We start from the raw sequence: 21,168 nt of genomic DNA, 5'->3' as shown, positions 1-21,168 counted from the left end.
TGTTTTCTGTTATTATAATGAGTTGATGCTATCTATAGGTAAAATTTGTGGTGTAATTTTCTGTCCATCCTGAAGCAAGTCGATGCCTTTATAGACAATTCGGTCCCCCGCATTCAGTCCTTTACTTACTAGATAATTTGTGCCACTTTTTCCTATGACCGTAATTGGCTGTTGGACCACCTTATTTTCTTTGCTAACCGTATAAACGAATATTTTATCCTGCATTTCAAGGGTAGCAAGCTGCGGTACCAATAATGCTTGGTCATATTTCTTCTGTAGTCTGACGCGTCCGGTGTTTCCGTTGCGTAATACCCCTTCTGGATTAGTAAAAGTTGCACGAAGTGTAATCGCGCCGGTATGTTTATCAAACTGTCCATCGACCATATCTATTTTTCCTTTCTGATCGTAAATTGTCTGGTCCGAAAGAACTAGGCTGATGGGAGGTAGGTTGCGAAGCTTTTGTTGTAGATTAATTCCTTCCGTATTGTTTTTGAATGCGATAAAGTCATTTTCTCCCAATGAGAAATAAACATGAAGATCGCTTACATTTGACAATGCTGTAAGAGGCTGTGAGTCTGTTGGGCCCACCAAACTTCCTTGTTTGCGCTGCAACCTGCCGATGTATCCTTCGGCTGAAGCCCGTATTAAAGTGTATCCCACATTTATTTTTGCAGCCTCCACCGCCGATAGCGCTAGTTGTACATTTGCTTTAGCAGCATTACGGGCGCTAATTGCTGTTTTTAGCTGAAAATCCGTCAGTACTTTGGTATTTACCAATTTCGTCTTCTTTTCGACTTCCAACTCAGCATTTTCCAAGGCAGCTCTCGCTGCAAGTAGAGTTGCCTTCGCTTGGTTCAATTGTTCCTGATAAGGGCGGTCGTTGATCTTGAATAGTGCCTGACCTTTACTCACTTTAGCACCTTCATCGATATAAATGTATTCCAAGATCCCCTCTACCTGTGGTCTGATTTCGATATTAGCCGACGCCTCAATAGTGGCAGGATATTCTTGATAAACGGTCTCGTTACCTTTCTCGATCGTGACGACAGGAAGGTTAACCGGCGGAGAATCAACTGTTTTACTCGTTCCGGTTGAACAGCTATATAGAATGATTACACTCAGCAAATATGAGGTCTTTACGATATTAATTCGTTTAACACTGTTAAGTTTAAGGGCGTAAAGCATTTTAAGACTTGATAATAAATTAGTTTTCATTTGATATTAATAGTTGAAGTTTTGGTGTATTTAACGGTGTTAGATTTTTTAACGTTGTATTTTTTAGTATAAAAAAAATTAGTCAGTTAACGAGCGAGTGATACCATAAATGGCATCTTTTAAAACCTCTTGATTGGTTGTGTCACCATTTCCCTGGTTTACCAGATTGATCGAGACTAGTCCATGTATGATCGACCAATAGGTGAAATACTTTCGACAGATCAATTCTTCTGACGGCTCTTTATCTTTCATGATTTCTCGGATGACATCGCTAATAAGTTTTCCATGAGATTCCGCACATTTATATGTTTTTTCAAAACCACAACAGGCAGTTCCTACTCCAAACATTAACTGGTACAATTCCCGTTCTTCAAAAGCAAAATCCCAATAGCTAAACCACATTGCTTCTAATTGTTTCTCGAGATCGGTTTCAGTTGATTTGGCTTTTTTTACTTTTTTGGCTAGTAGGAGATAGCCTTGGCTGGCAAGCTCCATTAAAATAGCATCTTTATTAGCAAAGTACTCATATATCATGGGGGCAGTATACTCAATGATATCTGCAATTTTGCGCATACTTAAAGCCTGCCATCCTTCTTCTTTTACGATTTGGAGCGCAGCATCTAGAATATTGGATCTATTCTCACCTTTGAGCCTTTGTATACGTTCTTTACTACCCATGTTTATGCGTAAACAATTTAACAGTGTTAAGCAAAATTGATATTTTTAATTTTATTTATTGACATCTAAAAGTCATTAAATAAAAATGCATCAATTTGTAAGCTCAATATTGGCATTTTAATCGTTTTAACCAGACCTACCTCTTGTATAGAAAGTGTACACTTATTAGCGTCGCGATCCAATAGGTTACTTGTCCGAACTGCGCTTCGGACCACTAGCTGGTTTAGATTTTGCGATTACTATATGAAGGGAAAGGTTATTCAGTCGATAGCTTCGGCGGCAAAAGTTGATGTGTTGCTATATAAGTTGGTTTTTGGCATAAAATATACTTAAATTTATACTATGCTAACAGAAACTTTAAAAAGCCTTTTCCACCGGGACTTAAACCGACTACGAAATGAAATTTCATTATACAAGAACGAGAGAAATATATGGGTTATTGAAAGTGATATTTCTAATTCAGCAGGTAATTTGTGTTTACATTTGATTGGAAATCTTCAAACCTATATCGGTGCGGAATTAGGAAAGACAGGATATATTAGAGACAGATCTGCAGAGTTTTCTTTAAAAGATATTCCTCGAACAGTATTGATAGATCAAATAGACGATACGATTGATGTGGTTACCCGTTCCTTGGATCTGTTATCGGAAGAAAACCTTCAAGAGGTGTATCCCATACTCGTGTTTGAGGAAAAAACAACGACTCAGTATTTGCTTGTTCATCTGACTACCCATTTAACTTATCATCTTGGACAAATAAATTATCACCGTCGACTGTTGGATTAATCTGGATAGTAATTCGCTTATTATGCTGCGCCTACTATTCAATTGGCGCATGCAAACCTGTTGTCGCCTTTGGATCTTAGCTGCCGACATCCTTCGAACTGAGCGCCATAAGCTTCACCGAAATAGCCGCATTATTCTAAAAAAGGAACTGAATTTTTTGATTCCTTGTTTTAAAAGGTGAACTTTATCCCAATTATACATCGAGGCCATCAAACATTCTATCTATATCGACTGTTGATTTCTCGAAGTCCGACGGAGATAGAATGAGAAGAATCTTTACATTAATCGCCTGCTGCTGTATTTTTAATTCACAAGCGCAGCGTATAGACAGTATGACCACGGTTATTGCGCCCGAATATGACCGTGTGGGCTTACTGCATCGATTTTGGCTTGGAGATAGTTACCGTAAATTATACAATACTCCTGTTAAGATGCGGGTGATGAATCTCGGTACGGAGCGAGGTGGACTTCAGATTGTTAAGTTAGGCGGAGGAATGCAGACACAGTCGCTTCGATTGGTAGATTCTATGGGTAGGGAGTGGGTGCTCAGGTCTATACAAAAATATCCTGAACGCAGTCTACCAGAAAGCCTTCGAAAGACATTTGCAAAAGATATTGTACAAGATCAGATTTCGATACATCACCCATTTGGGGCATTGACTGTACCGCCATTTAATAAAGCATTGGATATTCCTTCAGCTTCGCCGGAACTGGTTTTTGTAGGAGATGACCCTGGGTTAGGTGAGTATCGCGAAGTCTTTAAAAATAGGGCTTATATGTTTGAGTCTCGTACCCCTTTTGAGGATAAAAAAACAGATAACACGGCAAAGGTCATGCGTAAGGTGTTAGAAGATAATGATACGCAAATTGATCAAAAGCTTACGTTACGCGCCCGGATGCTCGATTTTACGCTTGGTGACTGGGATCGTCATGAAGATAACTGGCGTTGGGATCCTGAAAAGGAAAAAGGTAAAAAGATCTATACTCCTGTCCCTAGGGACAGAGATAAGGTATATTATAAAACATCGGGTGTATTTCCAACATTACTTTCCTATCAATGGTTGAAGGCCCATTTGCAACCATTTAGTCCGCATATCCGTAATGTGCCTCACTGGAATTTTAACGCGAGCACTTTTGATCATTTCTTTCTTACTCATCTTACAGAAGATGAATGGATTGATGAAATACAATTGGTTCAGAAAACATTGACGGATTCGTTAATTCACCAAGCGATGTTAACGATGCCCGATACCATTGTGAAAATGAGTGCCAATGAATTAGAAACAAATATTCGCTCGAGAAGGGACGAACTGATGGAAAGTGGGCTAACTTACTATCGATTTCTTGCGCGTATCGTTGAATTACCATTGTCTTCCAAGTCTGAATTTGTAGATGTTGATTACAATAAAGATGGTTCAGTTACGATTAATATCCACAATAAGAAAAAAGATGGAACCGAAGGGCGGAAATTACTGAAACGGACTTTTTTACCTGATCAGACTAAAGAAGTCCGTATTTATGGCATATCGGGTGCTGATGAATATAAGCTACATGGATCGGGCAAATCGCCTATAAAGATCCGGCTAATTGGTGGTGATGGACAAAATCTGTACCGTACAACTGATAAGTTTGTCAATGGGAGAAAAGTTTACATCTATGATGCGAAAGAGCGAGTACCGGGTACTATGCATGTCGATGATGATATTCATCTCAAGCTGAGCAAAGATACCGCTGTCCATAAGTTTGATTACGAGAATTTTATCTATGATCGTAAAGGGGTCGTTTTTAACCTTGATTATGGAATAGACCGTGGGCTTATTTTTGGACTGGGGTACATGATCGAAAATCAGGGGTTTAGAAAAAAGCCCTATGCTTATCGACACCAGTTTTTGGCTAATTACCTAACTGGTCGAGAATCATTTATGTTTGATTATAAAGGGAATTACAAAGATCTCATTGCGGGGCACGATCTTTATATTCATCTTTCTTCTCTTGGTCCCAAAAACCTGAGTAATTTCTTTGGATATGGGAACAATACTAGTTTTGATAAGTCGGATTCAAAGGGTATTTCCTTTTATCGGAATCGATATGATCTTGTGAGCGGAGACATTTTTCTGGAAAAGTATTTAGACCCTAAATTCAAGGTATTCTATGGATCTTCGTCCGAATATTATACAAGTAAAGAATCGAATAATTTTGGACGTTATTTCGAGGAGTTCAATCAAAAATATCCATTAGAACCGATCTATGGAAATAATTTCTTTACGGGGCTTACTGCCGGGTTAGAATATGATACCCGTGACAATGTTGCTAACCCTAAATCTGGAGTACACCTACATACCAGGTTAGGCTGGAATACAGAAGTTGGAGGCGAAGTACGAAACTATACGAAACTACAGCACGCTATGAGTTTTTATAAAACCATTGCCAACAATTATGTTACTTTTGCTAACCGGGTAGGATTTGATGCTGTATGGGGAAATCCCTATTTTTATCAGCATGCACAAATAGGAGGTGAAATGAGCTTAAGGGGATATAATTCACGGCGATTCACTGGAAAAACAGCTCTTTATAATAATTTTGATATGCGATTAAAATTATTTAGCTATGCTTCTTATATCGTTCCTGGAACAGTGGGAGCAATTGGTTTTTATGATGTCGGAAGGGTATGGATGAGTCACGAAAACTCGAATGACTGGCATATGGGTTATGGAGGTGGGATTTATTTTATGCCCGGCGACCTACTCACAATCCAGGGTGTAGTGGGTTTTAGTAAAGAAGCAACCTTGCCTTATCTACGCGTTGGACTTTCTTTTTAAAGACCTAAAAGGGAGCTTCCTAAGTATGAATTGAAATGAAATCGGAGATCAAAAAAAAATTAGATAAAAATTTCGCGGAGCGTAGGCTGCGGAATAGCAGCGTCGATTTGTCTGTACTAAAACACTATAAGACCTACGCAAAGACTTTTGCCGATATTCATAATGGTATAGCGGTACTGAGTGACCTGACAGCGAACTGGAGTTATACCTACATCGGTAAACTTGCAGAGCGGCTTTACCTTCCCGAAAATGATAAGAAGATTGAAATAAATAGTATTTGGGAGGATTTTCTTCTCGAACGTGTTTATCCTGAAGATTTGGCTGTTAAACATGCTTTGGAGCTTCAGTTTCTCAACTTGGTCAAAAAGATAGATACAGCTGATCGATTCAATTATCAAGCAAACAGTGTCCTTAGGGTCGAGGGGAGGGAGGGGCAAATCATGCAGTTGTCCCATCAGATTTTTTATTTGGACACTCCAGGGCCCGAATTTCCGCAGTTGGCTTTATGCTGTTATACCGTATTGCCAGAAATTGAAACATCCATCAATCTGCGAAATTATATTCTCAATCAAGTAACAGGTGTTGTCTATCACCTGGAAGGTTATGGCGCGAAAACTTCGATTAGTACACGAGAGAAGGAAATTTTAAGCTGTATCAAGGAGGGAATGATTAGCAAGCGAATTGCCGAAAAACTTGGACTAAGTATAAATACAGTAAATCGTCATCGCCAAAATATACTCCAAAAGCTTCGTGTTCGAAATTCATATGAAGCAGTAAGTGTGTTTAATAAGATACAGCAGGATCATACTGAACAGATTTAAGATAACGCCCGTCTATGTGGCTATCTTAGGCGGGCGTCAGTATTCTTAGTTTGAATTATTATCTTTCAGCCATTTACTTCGACGTTGATCTGCAAGATGTTTGATCGTAAAATAATCAAATTTGGCCTCAAACCCATTGCCGTCTGGTGAAGCGGCCATTAAACCAACCATAACAGGATGATTATCCTGTAGCCAGGCATTTCTCATCATAATATACTCCTTGTCATCAAAAGAATAGAAAAATTCAACAGCATCTAATCTGCGTATCGCCTTGATCCAGATGTAGGGGATTTCCTTATCGATCGGAACAATACTCCAATCACTCGTTTTATGGGTAACGACCGTACTTAAATTATATTTTCCGTCCACAAATTCGATTCCCGCTTTTATATAGTTTTCATGATCAATGCGCAGCATAATACCTGCTTGATCGAACCGGGTTTTGTAGTTGGCGGAGATCTTCGCCTTGACTTCAAACTCTCCCCCGCGTAACGTATAGAAAAATGGGGCGTCATCTACTGTAAATCCATAATGGGAGATACGCCAATAATCGCTTTTAGGCGTAACAAGCATCGACAGCGAATTGTTTTTGATACTCCATTCTGTCGGTTCGTTAAACCAAAGCATCCGATCCAATTTTTGTGCGCTAGCCTGTACAGTTAGTAATAGAAGTAACGAAGCTGCTAAAAATGTCCTTATAGTTTTCATGTTTTTGTTTTTGTGATGAAATTGATTTCATCAGCAAAGATATTTAAGCATAGTATAAGTTTTCAATACTGATAAATAACCACGTTTTCAATAATACCCATTGTAATTTATTTGCAATTTAATTGCATTTAGTGTTTTTGCTACATAGTTGCAATAGTAAAAAATATTATCTTCGTAAAGTTGACTTTTAATTCGTTAGTATACCGTAGTGGTATGGCCTACAGGATTGATTTTCAATATTAAACATGATAAGCAACAGCAGTATGGAATTTTGGGAACGTAATTTTGTAGAGAAGCAGGAAATGTGGGGAGATGAAGCCGCACAGTCTACACGTCTTGCGGTGCGCTTCTTTTTGGAGCGCAACATCAAAAATATCTTGATCCCCGGGTTCGGCTACGGTCGCAATGGTCGCCCGTTTTTGGAAAACGGAATAAAAATTACAGGTATTGAGATCTCTAAAACTGCCATTGAACTCGCCCGTAAATCCTTTGGGGCAGATACGGTTATCTATCATGGTTCGGTTAATGAAATGCCCTTTGATCGGCACATATATGACGGTATATTTTGTTATGGGCTTATTCATCTATTGGATGCTGATGAACGCGTTGCGTTAATCCAGCATTGTTTTGACCAATTGGCTGAAGGAGGTTTTATGATTTTTACGACCGTATCAAAGCTAGCAAGCATCTATGGAAAGGGGGAGGCCATAGGCACTGATCGATTTGCAATGTTTGGAGGAGTACATATGTTCTTTTACGATGTTGATTCCATTCATGCCGAATTCGATTTCTATGGATTAATCGAAATTAGGGAAGTGGAGGAAAATTTTCCATTCTACTTCATCATTTGTCAGAAGCGGACTAATAATTAATAATGTATATATGAAAGATGATAGAAGTTTTGAGGTAATTATTATTGGGGGAAGTTATGCCGGGCTTTCTGCAGCGATGGCATTAGGACGATCCTTGCGAAACGTGTTGATTATCGATAGTGGTCTACCTTGTAATAGGCAGACGCCCCACTCCCATAATTTCATCACGCATGATGGCGAAAAGCCGCTGAGTATAGCTAAAAAAGCGAGGGAAGAAGTCATCAACTACCCCAGTGTCAAGTTTCAGAAGGGACTTGCTGTGGTCGGTACGAAGACCACTGAAGGTTTTGAAATAATTACCGAGAATGGGGAGGTATTTAAGGCTAAAAAGCTCATTTTCGCCACGGGTGTGGAAGATATTATGCCTAGTATACAAGGATTTTCAGCCTGTTGGGGAATTTCGGTTATCCATTGTCCATACTGTCACGGCTATGAATTCCGGAAGGGAAAAACTGCAATTATAGCGAATGGTGAAAGAGCACTTCACCTTGCAGGTTTGGTTCACAATCTATCGTCCGACTTAACACTGCTGACTGCAGGTAGAGCAGGGTTCGATGTCAAGCAGATAGAAAAACTAAATCGACATGGTATTGCTATTATTGAAGAAGAAATCAATAAAATCCAACATAAGAATGGATGGGTTCAGCAAGTTCAATTAAAAGACGGGCGTGAACTTGCCTTCGATGCTGTTTATGCTGCCATTCCTTTCAGACAACACACTACTATTCCTGCTGCCTTAGGTTGTGAAATAACCGAACAGGGGCATATCCAAGTAGATAATTTTCAAAAAACTTCACTCGCAGGAGTATTTGCCTGTGGAGACAACTCCAGTGCGATGCGTTCAGTGGCGAATGCTGTTGCTAAGGGAAATTTAGCTGGAGCAATGGTCAATAAAGAACTTGTCGACGAAGCTTTTTAGTGACTGTACTAATCTGTTTTCGGGCGTTAGTTGTACCTTACTCCCGTCTATTGGCACGTCCTTACCCTAAAGTTGTTACTGAAAAATTACATGTGACAATAGCAGATGTAATGGAAGAATCTAGTTATAAAAAAGATGAAACCACTATCGGTTTCATCTTTTCTACATTGGCCTAGAGATACCTTCCATAGCGAACAGCTGTTTCTTGATAGCTATTGCTTAACTTAACCTAATAAGGAGAATAGGACTTTTTAATTACAATGGTTTTATTTTTAAATTTTTAAATGAGACACCTCTTGACCAATCCTGAAGCGCTATTTTTCCACTAATATGCTGACCAAACTCCGGATAATCTTTGAAATTACTCTGTTTTACTAAATCTTTCCATTTTGCTGAATTAAAATCCATTTCAGCGGTGATTTTACCATTGAGGTAAAAAGTGACTTTTCCATTCTTTTGGATGATACTTGATTCATTCCAAGCATCTTGCGCTTTAACATTGACAAAGTTTTGCTGCGGTAGAAATGTATAGAGACATCCCGAACGCTTTAATGGCTTATCAAAATCAGGATGAGAATCGGCCAACAATTGGTACTCTGGTCCTGAATGGTAGGTCGCATCGATATCCGGTTTTTCCTGTACATTGACAAAAACACCGCTATTTCCTTCTTTTTCCAGTTTCCATTCAAACTTAAACTCATAGTTTTTATACTCCTTGTCCGATACTAAATCATATTTTTGGCTTTCGTTTTTTGGATCGCAGTATATCGTTCCATTTTTAACGATCCACGCTGTAGGCGCATTTTTACTATTGTTGTACGTATGCCAATTGTTGAGTGTAGTACCATCAAATAGGAGTTGCCACCCATTACTTTGCTCTTCTTCTGTCAATGTATTGGGATTGCTTTTTTCACTTTGGCAGGATAGTAAAACAAAGCCCATAAAGACCGATAAGATAATTTTCTTAAAAAGGTTTAAGTCTATCATAGTTTTATTTCTATAAGTGTTCGTTTGGTAATTCTATGTTTCAACAGCTAAGCGCTAATTAATATAGTGTCTTCACTTGTTACGTTTCTACTAAGATAATTTTAAATACTTACTTCGCGCAACAATCTGCTTTTTCTCTGCAAATTAGTTACACAGTGCTTCTGATTATACAATCGAAAAAACGCCTCTTAGCATACGCATTTATCAATTTTTAAACCTTACTGTCTAGCCAGTTGAAACCATAACTGTCTAGTCAGTCGGTTGGACAGAGCGCGTTAACTTGCCCCCTTTTTTTCAGAAGTGTAAGACAAGGTACAAATTATAATAATTTGATCACATTTTCCGCATAGTCATTCTCATTTTGATAAAAGGACCCGATCAAAATGATAGGGTTTCCAAATGCTTTTCGGAGTGTTTGTTTTTTTATTCACTGATTAATAATTGTTTATGCTGTCTTTTGGCATACTGGAACAACCTTTGGCTTATTGGGACAAATGACAATACAAATGGGAACAGAACGAAAAAGAATAACCTGCGGCAAAAGTCCTCCAAAGGAGTGATTGTCACAAATTCTAGTATGTAATGGAAATTTAAAAAAAAAGAAATCGCGAATCACTAATAAAATTTAACAATGGTAATGACAATCATACTCCTCATAACTGGAATCTTTTGCTTCTGGTTATTCTACAAAATGGTGGATTTTTTTGAGAAAATATAGAAGAGATCATATGAAAGAGAAGCAAGAAAATAAAGGTACAGTATCGCCGCACAATATATCGGGAGACCGCATAGCGAAGATTATTTTAATGGTGCTAATTATTGCGATGGTTTTTCAGCTCTATGTCGGTTAGATTTTGAAGTATAGTTCTATTCAAACATGAAAAAATTAAATCAATACAGGGCAGGTTTGTATATGGCCCTTCATTATAAGGAAATTCGATCAGAGATTAATTTCCTGCTTCGGAAGCACAATTTTGCCGGCGTCTTGCAGGCTGTGATTAATCATCTTCGACACTTGATTACCGTGCGCAGCACAGACAAAATCTGTCAGCATATCGAGTTTCTCGGAACGATTTACGGCCATGGAAACCATTACGTCAAATATATTTTGGAAAACCTTTTTGTAAGATCCTTGGGAGGTCTTCAACGCATCAGTACCGTTCATACATGGACCGTAATCGAAGCTCGGTTGCCCGTAACTTTTTTAGAAATCCGTAAAGGACAACAAATACATAATCTATTCATATCAAAATAAATGACAGCTTTATTTATTGTAGCACTACTGGTTTTTGGATATATCTGTTATGTACTTCTAAAACCTGAAAAATTCTAATAATGAGATTGCTCATACGATATCGTCACTCATGTAATAGTGCGCTACCCTACCATGAAATGGAAAAAGTGGGATGGTGTGAGTTAAAGATGGGAAATGATACACTTTTTATACAAATCAATTAAAGAAATGAATACAGAGATTCTTGGAATCATAGTAATGTTCATCGTAACATTGCTGCTTGGACTTCCCCTGGGAAAATATATAGCTAAGGTATATGGCAATGAAAAGACGTGGTTAGATCCATTCTTTGAGCCCATTGAAAGATTTTTTTATCGACTGACAGGAATTGAACCTACTTCCCAGATGACGTGGAAACAGCACCTTATTGCTCTTTTGACTATCAATTTGGTTTGGTTTCTATTGAGTATGGTTATCCTAATGAATATGGGGCATTTGCCTTTGAATCCCGATGGAAATCCAGGAATGACTGCTGATTTGGCTTTTAATACCAGTATATCCTTTTTGGTCAACTGTAATCTTCAGCACTATTCGGGTGAATCTGGCGTAAGCTATCTTGGACAGATTTGGCTCATGTTTCTTCAGTTCGTGACAGCTGGTGTTGGCATGGCTGCCGCAGTTGTTATTTTCAAAGCTTTTAGGGATAAAACAACAACCCAATTGGGTAATTTTTATGATTTCTTTGTAAAATCATGTACCCGTATTTTACTGCCTCTTTCTGTGTTGGTTGCTACCGTTTTTGTGTTCCAAGGCATGCCTATGACCTTCGAAGGTAAGGACAGTATGGTGACAATGGGCGGAGATACTGTAGAGGTGAGCCGCGGACCAGTAGCTGCCTTCGTTCCAATTAAACATCTGGGTACAAATGGTGGTGGTTTCTTCGGCGCGAACAGCGCGCATCCACTCGAGAATCCGAATTATTTGACCAACATGGTTGAAATGATCGCCCAGTTTATTATCCCGATGGCCATGATATTTGCCTTTGGCTTTTTTATTCGCAAACGCAAATTTTCATGGATGATGTTTGGTGTAATGACCATTGGTTTTCTCTTGCTGGTCATTCCAAATATAAAAATGGAGGTTACAGGAAATCCAGCTATTGCACAGATGGGGATTGACACATCGATGGGAGCTATGGAGGGAAAAGAGGTACGTATAGGTGCCGCCGCATCTGGGTTTTGGAGTATCGTTACAACGATGATTTCGACAGGTTCTGTCAATTCGATGCATGATAGTTATATGCCCTTATCTGGAATGAACGAATTGATAGCCATGATGGTAAATGCCTTCTATGGTGGTGTGGGAGCTGGAATACTCAACTTCTTTATTTTTATTATACTCGCTGTTTTCATCAGCGGTTTAATGGTAGGGCGTACGCCCGAGTTTATGGGTAAGAAAGTGGAAGCGCGCGAAATGAAAATCGCCATGATTGTTGCTCTTGCCCATCCTTTTCTAATCCTTGTCGGTACAGCACTTGCGACAGCATTTCCAGCCCAGGGTGCTTCTACATTGAACAATCCTGGATTCCATGGTTTTAGTGAAATATTGTACGAATACACCTCATCTGCGGCGAACAATGGAAGTGGCTTTGAAGGGCTTGGAGACAATACAATTTGGTGGAATATCTCGACGGGTATCGTCTTGTTGCTCGGCCGTTTTATACCGATCATAGGCCCTATAGCTATTGCAGGAATGTTGGCCGAAAAGAAATTCATACCAGAAGGAGAGGGGACGTTAAAGACAGATACCAGTACATTCGGTTTGATGGTATTTGCCGTGATTGCGATTATCGCAGCGCTCTCTTTCTTCCCAGCACTGGCCTTGGGTCCAATAGCGGAATATTTTTCCATGTAATACGTAAAATTAAAGCACTTTAAAATGAGCAATCAACAAACATTGTTTCAGAAAGAACTTGTCCAAAAAGCATTAAAGCAATCTTTCGTGAAGCTGAATCCGAAAATAATGTTCCGTAACCCAGTGATGTTTACCGTAGAAGTCGGAACATTGATTATGGCTGTGGTCTGTCTATGGATAATGGCTGGAGAAAAATCACAAGGTACATTGGGGTATAATTTTACGGTATTCGTTATTCTATTTTTGACCCTGCTCTTTGGCAACTTTGCAGAGGCAATTGCAGAGGCCAGGGGTAAAGCGCAAGCAGATAGCTTGCGGAAAACAAGGGAGGAAACCCCCGCAACTTTACGCGATGGCCGGGTAGTCTCATCCGCACAATTGAAAAAAGGTGACGTCTTTGTCTGTCAAGCCGGGGATGTAATTCCATTGGATGGTGAGATTATTGAGGGATTGGCAACCATTGATGAAAGCGCAATTACAGGGGAATCGGCACCGGTAATCCGCGAGGCTGGGGGAGATAAAAGCTCAGTTACCGGTGGTACCAAGGTGCTGTCGGATCGAATTGTTGTACAGGTGACAACAGAACCGGGCGAAAGCTTTTTAGATAAGATGATTGCTTTGGTAGAAGGGGCTAGCCGACAAAAAACGCCGAATGAGATTGCATTGACGATCCTTCTAGCAGGTTTTACACTCGTGTTTATCATCGTAACCGTAACCTTAAAACCATTTGCAGATTATGCCAATGTCGGTATCACCATTGCTTCGTTTATTTCACTCTTCGTCTGTCTTATTCCCACCACAATAGGCGGTCTTCTATCGGCAATTGGTATCGCGGGTATGGATCGGGCACTTCGCGCGAATGTCATTACGAAAAGCGGTAAAGCTGTTGAAACAGCTGGCGATATTGATGTATTGTTGCTGGATAAAACCGGAACAATCACCATTGGAAATCGTAAGGCGACAAACTTTTACCCTGCAGATGGTGTCATGATGGAATCGTTGGTGCGGGCGGCAACGTTGAGCTCGATGGCTGATGAAACACCTGAGGGCAAATCAATCGTAGAATTGGCGGAGGTTAATCCGTCGAGCTATAACGTCGAAAACCCCGAATTTATCAAGTTTACCGCCGAGACCCGCAGCTCAGGAATAGACTTTGCACAAACACGTATTCGTAAAGGTGCGACTGATGCTATTCGAAATATTGTTTTAAAAGCTGGTAATCGATTTCCGCAGGAAATCGATGAACGCGTGAAGCTTATTTCCCAAAACGGTGGTACACCACTGGTCGTTGCCGAGAATGAACAGGTGCTGGGAGTGATAGAATTACAGGATGTGATAAAACCCGGAATACGCGAAAGATTTGAAAGATTGCGAAAAATGGGTATCAAGACCGTTATGGTGACGGGAGACAATCCGCTAACTGCCAAGTATATTGCTGAAAAAGCAGGCGTAGATGATTTCATTGCAGAAGCTAAGCCTGAAGATAAGATGAACTACATTAAAAAAGAACAGCGCGACGGGCGATTGGTAGCAATGATGGGGGATGGCACAAACGATGCCCCGGCACTTGCGCAAGCCGATGTTGGAGTAGCGATGAATAGTGGAACACAAGCTGCAAAAGAAGCCGGCAATATGGTCGATCTTGACAACGATCCCACCAAATTGATTGAAGTGGTAGAAATAGGTAAGCAATTGCTGATGACGCGAGGGACTTTGACGACTTTTAGTATCGCAAATGATGTCGCCAAATATTTCGCAATTATTCCAGCTTTATTTATTGCAGCAATACCTGCACTTCAGGGCTTGAATATCATGCAGCTCAGTAGCCCTCAAAGTGCTATACTATCTGCCGTTATATTTAATGCCATTATTATTCCATTACTTATTCCCTTAGCATTAAAAGGTGTTGCATACAAACCGATCGGTGCAAGTGCATTGTTGCGACGAAACCTGCTCGTATTTGGACTTGGAGGGGTACTTGTTCCATTTGTTGGAATCAAGGCCATCGATCTACTGGTTTCTCTATTCATCTAATGAATTTTAATCACAAAAGAAAATGAAAACACATCTATATCCAGCGATAAAGATTACAATGATTTTATTGCTCCTACTGGCAGTTGTATATCCAGCCCTTGTATGGGCGATAGCTCAAATAGCACCCAATCGTGGAAAAGGCGAAATCCTAAAACATAATGGTCAGACGTATTACAGGAATATTGGCCAGGCTTTTTCAGGCGATGATTATTTCTGGTCGCGTCCTTCAATAGTCGGTTACAACGCAGCAGGATCGGGGGGAAGCAACAAAGGTCCGTCCAACGGAGAATACCTTTTGGAAGTGAAATCCCGTATTGATACTTTCTTAGTGCACAATCCTACGGTAAAACGCGAACAGGTATCTGTAGACATCGTTACGGCCAGCGGTAGTGGTTTGGACCCCGATATTTCCGTTGAAGCAGCAAAAATACAAATTGACCGTATTGCGAAAGCGAGAGGTATATCGGTCAATAGCTTACAGTCTCTTGTCGATGCCCACGTGCAGGCACCTTTGTGGCATATATTCGGACCTCGAAAGGTCAATGTCCTTGAACTAAATATAGCATTGGATAAGATGGCTGAAAAATAAAATTGACCGCAGGATCCCTTGACATACACTTTATAACAACGATATATATGAAAAAACTCGCGATGTTGGCCTTTATGTTACTAGGCACAACACAATTATTTGCACAGCAGGATACGACTAAAAATACCTCATTGGCTATTAGCGGTTACCTTGAAGCATATTATCTTCGGGACTTTAATAATTCAATTGGAAACACCCGCCCCGGGTTTGTTTATAGCCATAACAGAACGAATGAAGTAAACATAAATTTGGCACTTTTAAAAGCTGCATACGAAACAACGAATACCCGTGCAAATCTTGCATTAGGTGTCGGTACATATATGAATGCCAATTATAGTGCGGAACCTGGCGTTTTAAAAAATATTTACGAAGCGAATGCTGGTGTTCGCATCTCGAAAAAGCATAATCTATGGATCGATGCGGGAATATTTTCCTCCCATTTGGGCTTTGAAAGCGCTATAGGAAAGGACAATTGGACGGTAACGAGAAGTATTTTTGCTGATAATTCGCCATATTTCGAAACTGGCGCAAAAATATCGTACACATCTGCTTCTGGAAAACTGTTTTTAAGTGGGCTTGTTTTAAACGGCTGGCAGCGTATTCAACGTGTAGATGGCAGTAGTTTGCCTGCATTTGGACATCAATTGGTCTATAAACCCACAGATAAATGGACCATTAATAGCGGTTCTTTTATCGGCAGCGATAAAGCGGATAGTGTAAGACAGATGCGTTATTTCCATAACCTGTATGCAATCTATCAAATGAACCAAAAGCTAGGCATTACAGTGGGATTTGATATTGGGGCAGAACAAAAAGGAAGGGGGAGCTCAACGTACAACGTATGGTACACGCCCGTATTAATTGCACGATACGCAACGACTGAAAGATTTAGCTTAACAGCAAGAGGAGAATATTACAACGATAAACATGGTGTTATTGTCTCTACTGGAACAGCTCAGGGCTTTCAAACATTTGGCTACTCTTTAAATGCGGATTATGCGATTCTCCCAAATGTTCTTTGGCGTACAGAGTTGCGCAACCTCAGGAATAAAGATGCTATGTTCCTTGATCGGTCAAATCAGCTGCTTAAAAATACCGTGACGGCTGTCACGGCACTAACGGTTAGTTTTTAAAAACAAAGGTTCCTGCCTTGTGTTACATCGGCAGGAACCTTTTGACAATGAAAGGTATTAGACATGGAAGAAAGGAAAAGCGCTGAGCACTTTTTGGATCTGATCCGGAAATCGAAACGAGGGCGATTCAAACTTTATATTGGAATGAGTGCTGGTGTCGGAAAAACATATCGCATGCTACAGGATGCACATACACTTTTACAGGGCGGAATCGATGTGCGTATCGGCTATATTGAGACCCATAATCGAAAGGATACACATCAATTGCTTGATGGTATTCCGATTATTGCTCGGCGTCATCTTTTTTACAAAGGCAAGCAGTTGGAGGAATTGGATCTGTATGCTGTTTTGAATTCACGTCCAGAGGTTGTCATTATCGATGAGCTGGCACATACCAATATTGAAGGCAGCAAAAATGCCAAACGATGGCAAGATGTCATAGAAATTCTCGAGGCAGGGATTAATGTAATCAGTGCTGTTAATATCCAGCATATCGAAAGTTTAAACGAAGAAGTCAAAGCAATTACAGGGATCGAAGTGCAAGAAAGAGTTCCCGACAGTGTTATTGATTCTGCAGACGAAGTCGTTAATATTGACCTCACCGCAGAGGAACTTATTGTTCGTCTAAAAGAGGGCAAGATCTATGATGCCTCAAAAATTCAGGCTGCACTTCAAAATTTCTTTAAAAGTGAGCATATTTTGCAGTTGCGCGAGATGGCATTGAAAGAAGTGGCCTCCCAGGTCCAGCGCAAAGTAGAGACCGAAGTGCAGCCCCAGCGATGGGTGCGAAAGGAACGTTTCTTGGCCTGTATAAGTTCCAATGAAACAAAAGCAAAAAACGTCATCCGAAAGACAGCAAGATTGGCAGGATATTACAACAGTAGCTGGTTTTTGCTATATGTACAGTTACCAAAAGAACGCGGCGATCGGATTGCGTTGAATAAACAACGGCACTTGATCAATAATTTCAAATTGGCAACAGAACTAGGAGGGGAAATTATTAAAGTAGAAAGCCGGAGCGTAGCCAAGGAGATCATCACCCTCTGTGTGACACGTAAGATCACTACAGTTTGTATTGGGAAACCGCGGTTGTCCCTTTTGAGGATTTTACTGGCTAGAGATATTTTTAGCAAACTTTTGGCACAGCTGTCTACTGAAGATGTTGATCTGATAATATTGTCTTAATGATAAAGACCAATTTTGAATAAGATGAAAATAAAAACCAAACTTACATTCGGTGTGGGGGCACTGTTTCTCATGATCTTTTTACTTGCCGCGTTAAGTGGCTGGTATGTGAACCGATTAAAAAAAGATACCGCAAATATATTGACGGCGAACTATAATACGCTGCTGTATGCCAAAAATATGTTATTGGCACTGGAGGAAATTCCTGTAGAAAAAACTGCTTTTAAGAACTTCGAGGTCAACCTTGACAAACAACGGAGAAATGTTACTGAAGTCGGAGAGCAACAAACAACGAACGCGATTGCTGAACATTTTTTAAAACTGAAATATAATCCCTTAGACATCACTATTATCTCGTCCATCAGAAAGGATATTGCTTTGTTAATGGAGCAAAATATGACGGCAATTTCTCGGAAGAGTATTGTTGCGGATCGCACCGCAGAACATGCCATTCTGGTCATTTCATTTGCTGGGGCACTCTGTTTTATTATTGCTTTTATATTGCTGGTCAATTTGCCATCCAATATAGCTGATCCCATAGCAAAATTGACAGCGAGTATTCGACAGATTGCAGGACAGAACTACAAAGAACGAATTCAGGTACAGAGCGGAGGTGAGTTTGCTGAACTCGTCGCTTCATTCAATTCCATGGCAGAGAAATTGGAAGAATACGCTGAAAGTAAACTTGAAAAAATTTTAAAGGAAAAAAGTCGAATCGAGTCTCTTGTTGATCATATGCATGATCCGGTGATAGGCTTCGACGAAGAGCGACGTGTTATTTTTGTCAACGAGGAAGCGCTTCGCATCACCAATCTACATAAAGATCAACTTCTCGGAAGATCTGCTTTGGCGGTTTCAGATGAAAATGATCTTGCTAAAGATATTTTTAAAGACCTATTCCTTCCTGTGGAGCAACGTGAAAAGAATGCTGTTAAAATTTATGCGGACGATAGAGAAAGCTATTTTGAGAAAGATGTTATCGATATCAATGTTTTGCCGACAGGTGAACTGGAATCAAAGTTTATTGGGCAGGTGGTTATCCTAAAGAATATTACGCCATTTAAGGAACTTGATCTTGCAAAAACAAACTTTATCGGCACCGTTTCTCACGAGTTCAAAACACCTATTGCAGCGATTCAGATGGGAGTTCAATTGCTGGAGAACGAGCAAATAGGCCCGTTGAATACCGAACAGCTCGCGCTTGTAAATGGAATAAAGGATGATTCCAACCGCTTACTTCAGATTACAGGCGAACTGTTAAATATGACCCAAGTTGAAAGCGGTTCTATTCAGATTAATTTACATACGACAGAAATACAGCCTATTATTGAATACGCAGTCATGGCTAATCAATTTGCTGCCAACCAGAAAAATATTCATTTTACTATTGAAGTAGCGCCGACGGCGAAGTACATTGTTGCTGACAATGAAAAAACAGCGTGGGTATTGACAAATTTCCTTTCCAATGCAGTACGATATTCCTACGAAGATTCTGTCATCCATATAGCCGTTGAAAGTATAGGACTTAAAACCAGATTTACCGTAAAAGACAATGGACAAGGAATAGAAGCTAAGTACCTCGAGAAAATCTTTGCACGTTACTTTCGTGTGCCGGGCTCTAAGAAAGGGGGAACCGGTCTTGGTTTAAGTATCAGTAAAGAGTTTATAGAAGCACAGGGGGGAGAAATCGGCGTTGAAAGTGATTATGGTGCTGGAAGTTCTTTTTATTTTTCATTGCGCAGTGCGGCTTCCAATGAAAACTAATGTCTCCGATGGATAATTATTTTATAATATCCAATAATTCTACGTCAATGGCTCCAGCATTTTCCGCTAGATTCGGATCTACACCATGTGCATAATAGAGGTCTATCATATTTGTAACCAGACGTTTCAGACTTTTTTTTACCGTTATTTTTATCCATTTAGGTAAACTATCGTCTTTTCTAAAGCGGCAATGCGCTACTTACTCGAATGATTCATGATTTTGTTGCTATTTTTGGAGTGTTCAGAATGGGGTTTCTGAGGGATGAAATTTTTACACGTTGCGACCATGATTAAAATTTACCACAATATACATTGTAGCAAGAGCTGCAATGTACTGAAACTGTTAGAAAAGCATAGCGCTCAATTTGAGGTACACGATTATCTTAATGAAGTGCCGACGAAGGCACAATTAGTCGAGTTATTGGGGCAACTCGGGATAACACCTTTTGAGCTCATTAGAAAAGGAGAATCGGTGTTTCAAGAGAAATTTCAAAACCGTCAACTGACGGATGAGCAATGGATAGATGTGCTACTCGCGCATCCTATTTTGATTGAGCGACCCATCGTGGTAAAGGACGGTGTCGCAATAATTGGCAGGCCGATTGAAAAAGTCATAGAACTCATTGCCATCAAACCATAGCAATCGCTTAATTTTTTTTTAAGTTATTTCAAATATTGAATATTGAGCTACAAATATCGTCAAAATTTGACCTAATATAGGTTCTAGATGTACTGATTGAATAATTATATGCAGATTTATAGCATCAAATGAAAGATGCTACACGCATTTAATAATATATAGCATACTAACAATAAATAATTTTGGTTTGAAAAGAATACTACTTGTACTATTTATTTTGCTCATTGCATTTTTAGTGACAGCCTTTTTTGTGAAAGTCAATAAAAACGAGACTTTGTTGTATAAAATGCAGCAGTGGATGACGTATGATAAGACGGATTGGGAAAATTATGAACACAATAAGAAACTTCTTGCTGCTGTAACAAACGAATCCGCTATGACCGATGTGGTTGCGGCCGCTCCAGAAAATGACTTATATCCCGTGGATACAAATCGCGTATCGCCGGAGTTTAAGGCATTGGAAATCGAAAGAATTAAAAAAGTCGATTTTGGACGATTAGTGGCTACAAAGTTGGCGCCAGACCATGAAGACGCGCAGATCGCATTAATTCATCTCACAGATCGGAAATTGACCGATGTCATTATCAATCAAAAGATCAATATTAAAGTTGGAACCTGTTATCAAAATCCGAACATATCAGGTTATTATCGCTGCGTAAGTTGCATGATTTTACTGTATAATCGAGAGAAGAAAGATTGGGTTGAAGCTCCAAACGGAGAGAATTTTATGAAAAATGCCTATGACTTTTATCAAACGTCGGAAGGAGATATTTGGCAGGCACGCGAATTATCCATGCAGATCCCTTATGATTATGCTTTAGTTGCAAAGTATAGCAAGTAAGTTTTTATGCAGTTAATAGCCATAGGATT

General features: G+C 39.8%; 20 protein-coding genes. 16 read left to right on the top strand and 4 right to left on the bottom strand.

The features are described from left to right. Positions 1-12: 12 nt before the first annotated feature. A complete protein-coding gene (locus B3139_RS00805) occupies positions 13-1,215 on the bottom strand; it encodes an efflux RND transporter periplasmic adaptor subunit (protein WP_293879285.1) in 1,203 nt (400 codons plus the stop codon). Between the two features lie 78 nt (positions 1,216-1,293). Further along, positions 1,294-1,893, bottom strand: a complete 600-nt coding sequence (locus tag B3139_RS00800) for a TetR/AcrR family transcriptional regulator (protein WP_293879284.1) — start codon at positions 1,891-1,893, stop codon at positions 1,294-1,296. A 342-nt stretch (positions 1,894-2,235) separates the two neighbouring features. On the opposite strand from B3139_RS00800, the gene B3139_RS00795 reads away from it, so the two are divergent. The 3 genes from B3139_RS00795 (at position 2,236) to B3139_RS00785 (ending at position 6,319) form a co-directional block, all read left to right on the top strand. Then, positions 2,236-2,679: a DUF1572 family protein gene (locus tag B3139_RS00795; protein WP_293879283.1), complete on the top strand. Its 444-nt coding sequence runs from the start codon at positions 2,236-2,238 to the stop codon at positions 2,677-2,679. A gap of 263 nt (positions 2,680-2,942) precedes the next feature. Further along, positions 2,943-5,498 (top strand): BamA/TamA family outer membrane protein, encoded by a 2,556-nt coding sequence (locus B3139_RS00790; protein WP_293879281.1) that lies wholly within the window; start codon positions 2,943-2,945, stop codon positions 5,496-5,498. A 35-nt stretch (positions 5,499-5,533) separates the two neighbouring features. Beyond that, positions 5,534-6,319, top strand: a complete 786-nt coding sequence (locus B3139_RS00785) for a helix-turn-helix domain-containing protein (protein WP_209574427.1) — start codon at positions 5,534-5,536, stop codon at positions 6,317-6,319. Positions 6,320-6,364: 45 nt separating this feature from the next. Here B3139_RS00785 and B3139_RS00780 read toward each other — a convergent pair whose 3' ends face one another. After that, entirely contained in the window at positions 6,365-7,027 is a 663-nt protein-coding gene (locus tag B3139_RS00780; RefSeq protein ID WP_209574425.1) for a DUF1349 domain-containing protein, read from the bottom strand. Between the two features lie 245 nt (positions 7,028-7,272). Between B3139_RS00780 and B3139_RS00775 the strand changes: the two genes are divergently transcribed. Both B3139_RS00775 and B3139_RS00770 read left to right on the top strand, forming a co-directional pair. Next, a complete protein-coding gene (locus B3139_RS00775; RefSeq protein ID WP_293879276.1) occupies positions 7,273-7,899 on the top strand; it encodes a class I SAM-dependent methyltransferase in 627 nt (208 codons plus the stop codon). 10 nt (positions 7,900-7,909) lie between these two features. Further along, entirely contained in the window at positions 7,910-8,818 is a 909-nt protein-coding gene (locus B3139_RS00770; RefSeq protein ID WP_293879274.1) for an NAD(P)/FAD-dependent oxidoreductase, read from the top strand. A 255-nt stretch (positions 8,819-9,073) separates the two neighbouring features. Here the strand turns inward: B3139_RS00770 and B3139_RS00765 are convergent, their stop codons facing one another. After that, positions 9,074-9,805, bottom strand: coding sequence for a 3-keto-disaccharide hydrolase (locus tag B3139_RS00765; protein WP_293879273.1), 732 nt, complete (start codon positions 9,803-9,805; stop codon positions 9,074-9,076). 728 nt (positions 9,806-10,533) lie between these two features. On the opposite strand from B3139_RS00765, the gene B3139_RS00760 reads away from it, so the two are divergent. From B3139_RS00760 to B3139_RS00705, 11 genes are all read left to right on the top strand, one after another. Further along, positions 10,534-10,656 (top strand): hypothetical protein, encoded by a 123-nt coding sequence (locus B3139_RS00760; protein ID WP_293879271.1) that lies wholly within the window; start codon positions 10,534-10,536, stop codon positions 10,654-10,656. A 26-nt stretch (positions 10,657-10,682) separates the two neighbouring features. Then, entirely contained in the window at positions 10,683-11,060 is a 378-nt protein-coding gene (locus B3139_RS00755; RefSeq protein ID WP_293879269.1) for a DUF7674 family protein, read from the top strand. Next, positions 11,061-11,138: a potassium-transporting ATPase subunit F gene (locus B3139_RS00750; RefSeq protein ID WP_209575115.1), complete on the top strand. Its 78-nt coding sequence runs from the start codon at positions 11,061-11,063 to the stop codon at positions 11,136-11,138. A 129-nt stretch (positions 11,139-11,267) separates the two neighbouring features. Next, positions 11,268-12,953, top strand: a complete 1,686-nt coding sequence (kdpA, locus tag B3139_RS00745) for a potassium-transporting ATPase subunit KdpA (protein WP_293879267.1) — start codon at positions 11,268-11,270, stop codon at positions 12,951-12,953. A gap of 24 nt (positions 12,954-12,977) precedes the next feature. Next, the gene (gene kdpB / locus B3139_RS00740) at positions 12,978-14,987 is read left to right on the top strand and encodes a potassium-transporting ATPase subunit KdpB (protein ID WP_293879265.1); all 2,010 of its coding nucleotides are present in this window, start codon (positions 12,978-12,980) and stop codon (positions 14,985-14,987) included. Positions 14,988-15,009: 22 nt separating this feature from the next. Then, positions 15,010-15,576 (top strand): K(+)-transporting ATPase subunit C, encoded by a 567-nt coding sequence (locus tag B3139_RS00735; protein ID WP_293879263.1) that lies wholly within the window; start codon positions 15,010-15,012, stop codon positions 15,574-15,576. A 47-nt stretch (positions 15,577-15,623) separates the two neighbouring features. Continuing rightward, a complete protein-coding gene (locus B3139_RS00730; protein ID WP_293879261.1) occupies positions 15,624-16,709 on the top strand; it encodes a porin in 1,086 nt (361 codons plus the stop codon). Positions 16,710-16,772: 63 nt separating this feature from the next. Next, the gene (locus B3139_RS00725; protein WP_209574406.1) at positions 16,773-17,894 is read left to right on the top strand and encodes a sensor protein KdpD; all 1,122 of its coding nucleotides are present in this window, start codon (positions 16,773-16,775) and stop codon (positions 17,892-17,894) included. Between the two features lie 24 nt (positions 17,895-17,918). Further along, entirely contained in the window at positions 17,919-19,658 is a 1,740-nt protein-coding gene (locus B3139_RS00720; protein ID WP_293879258.1) for a HAMP domain-containing sensor histidine kinase, read from the top strand. Between the two features lie 286 nt (positions 19,659-19,944). Then, the gene (gene arsC / locus B3139_RS00710; RefSeq protein WP_293879256.1) at positions 19,945-20,298 is read left to right on the top strand and encodes an arsenate reductase (glutaredoxin); all 354 of its coding nucleotides are present in this window, start codon (positions 19,945-19,947) and stop codon (positions 20,296-20,298) included. A gap of 187 nt (positions 20,299-20,485) precedes the next feature. Beyond that, positions 20,486-21,139, top strand: a complete 654-nt coding sequence (locus B3139_RS00705) for a hypothetical protein (protein ID WP_293879254.1) — start codon at positions 20,486-20,488, stop codon at positions 21,137-21,139. The last annotated feature ends 29 nt before the right edge of the window (positions 21,140-21,168 follow it).

The organism is Sphingobacterium sp. UBA1498, from assembly GCF_002325125.1.
Taxonomy (GTDB): Bacteria; Bacteroidota; Bacteroidia; order Sphingobacteriales; family Sphingobacteriaceae; genus Sphingobacterium.
Note: the sequence above shows the minus strand (reverse complement) of the source record. Positions and strands in the feature narration are given on the sequence as shown.